At 62.3% G+C, this 260-nt stretch carries 1 pseudogene; it reads right to left on the bottom strand.

The window, feature by feature from the left end:
• Nucleotides 1–260 (bottom strand): annotated as a pseudogene (locus NA197_RS23525) (sodium-extruding oxaloacetate decarboxylase subunit alpha); the annotation flags it as partial.

Here is a 260-nt window from a genome sequence, read left to right as displayed (position 1 = left end):
TCCTCGCGCACGCGGGGGATTTCCGCCAGCACCTGGTCGAGTTTGTCCGCCGCGTTCTGCTGCTTCAGCTGGCTTTCCAGGTTGGTCAGCATCCCGCCCGGTACCTGCGCCACCAGAATGCGGCTGTCGTAGCCCTTCAGCTGGCCTTCAAAGGCGTGGTACTTTTTGCGCACCTCGCGGAAGTACGCGGCGATGTTCTCCAGCTTCAGGATATCCAGCCCGGTGTCATATTTTGTGCCGGCAAGCGTGGCGACCAGCGC

The organism is Salmonella sp. NW884 (assembly GCF_051700745.1).
Taxonomy (GTDB): domain Bacteria; phylum Pseudomonadota; class Gammaproteobacteria; order Enterobacterales; family Enterobacteriaceae; genus Salmonella; species Salmonella enterica.
The sequence above is the reverse complement of the archived record's forward strand: the minus strand, read 5'-3'. Positions and strand labels throughout refer to the sequence as shown.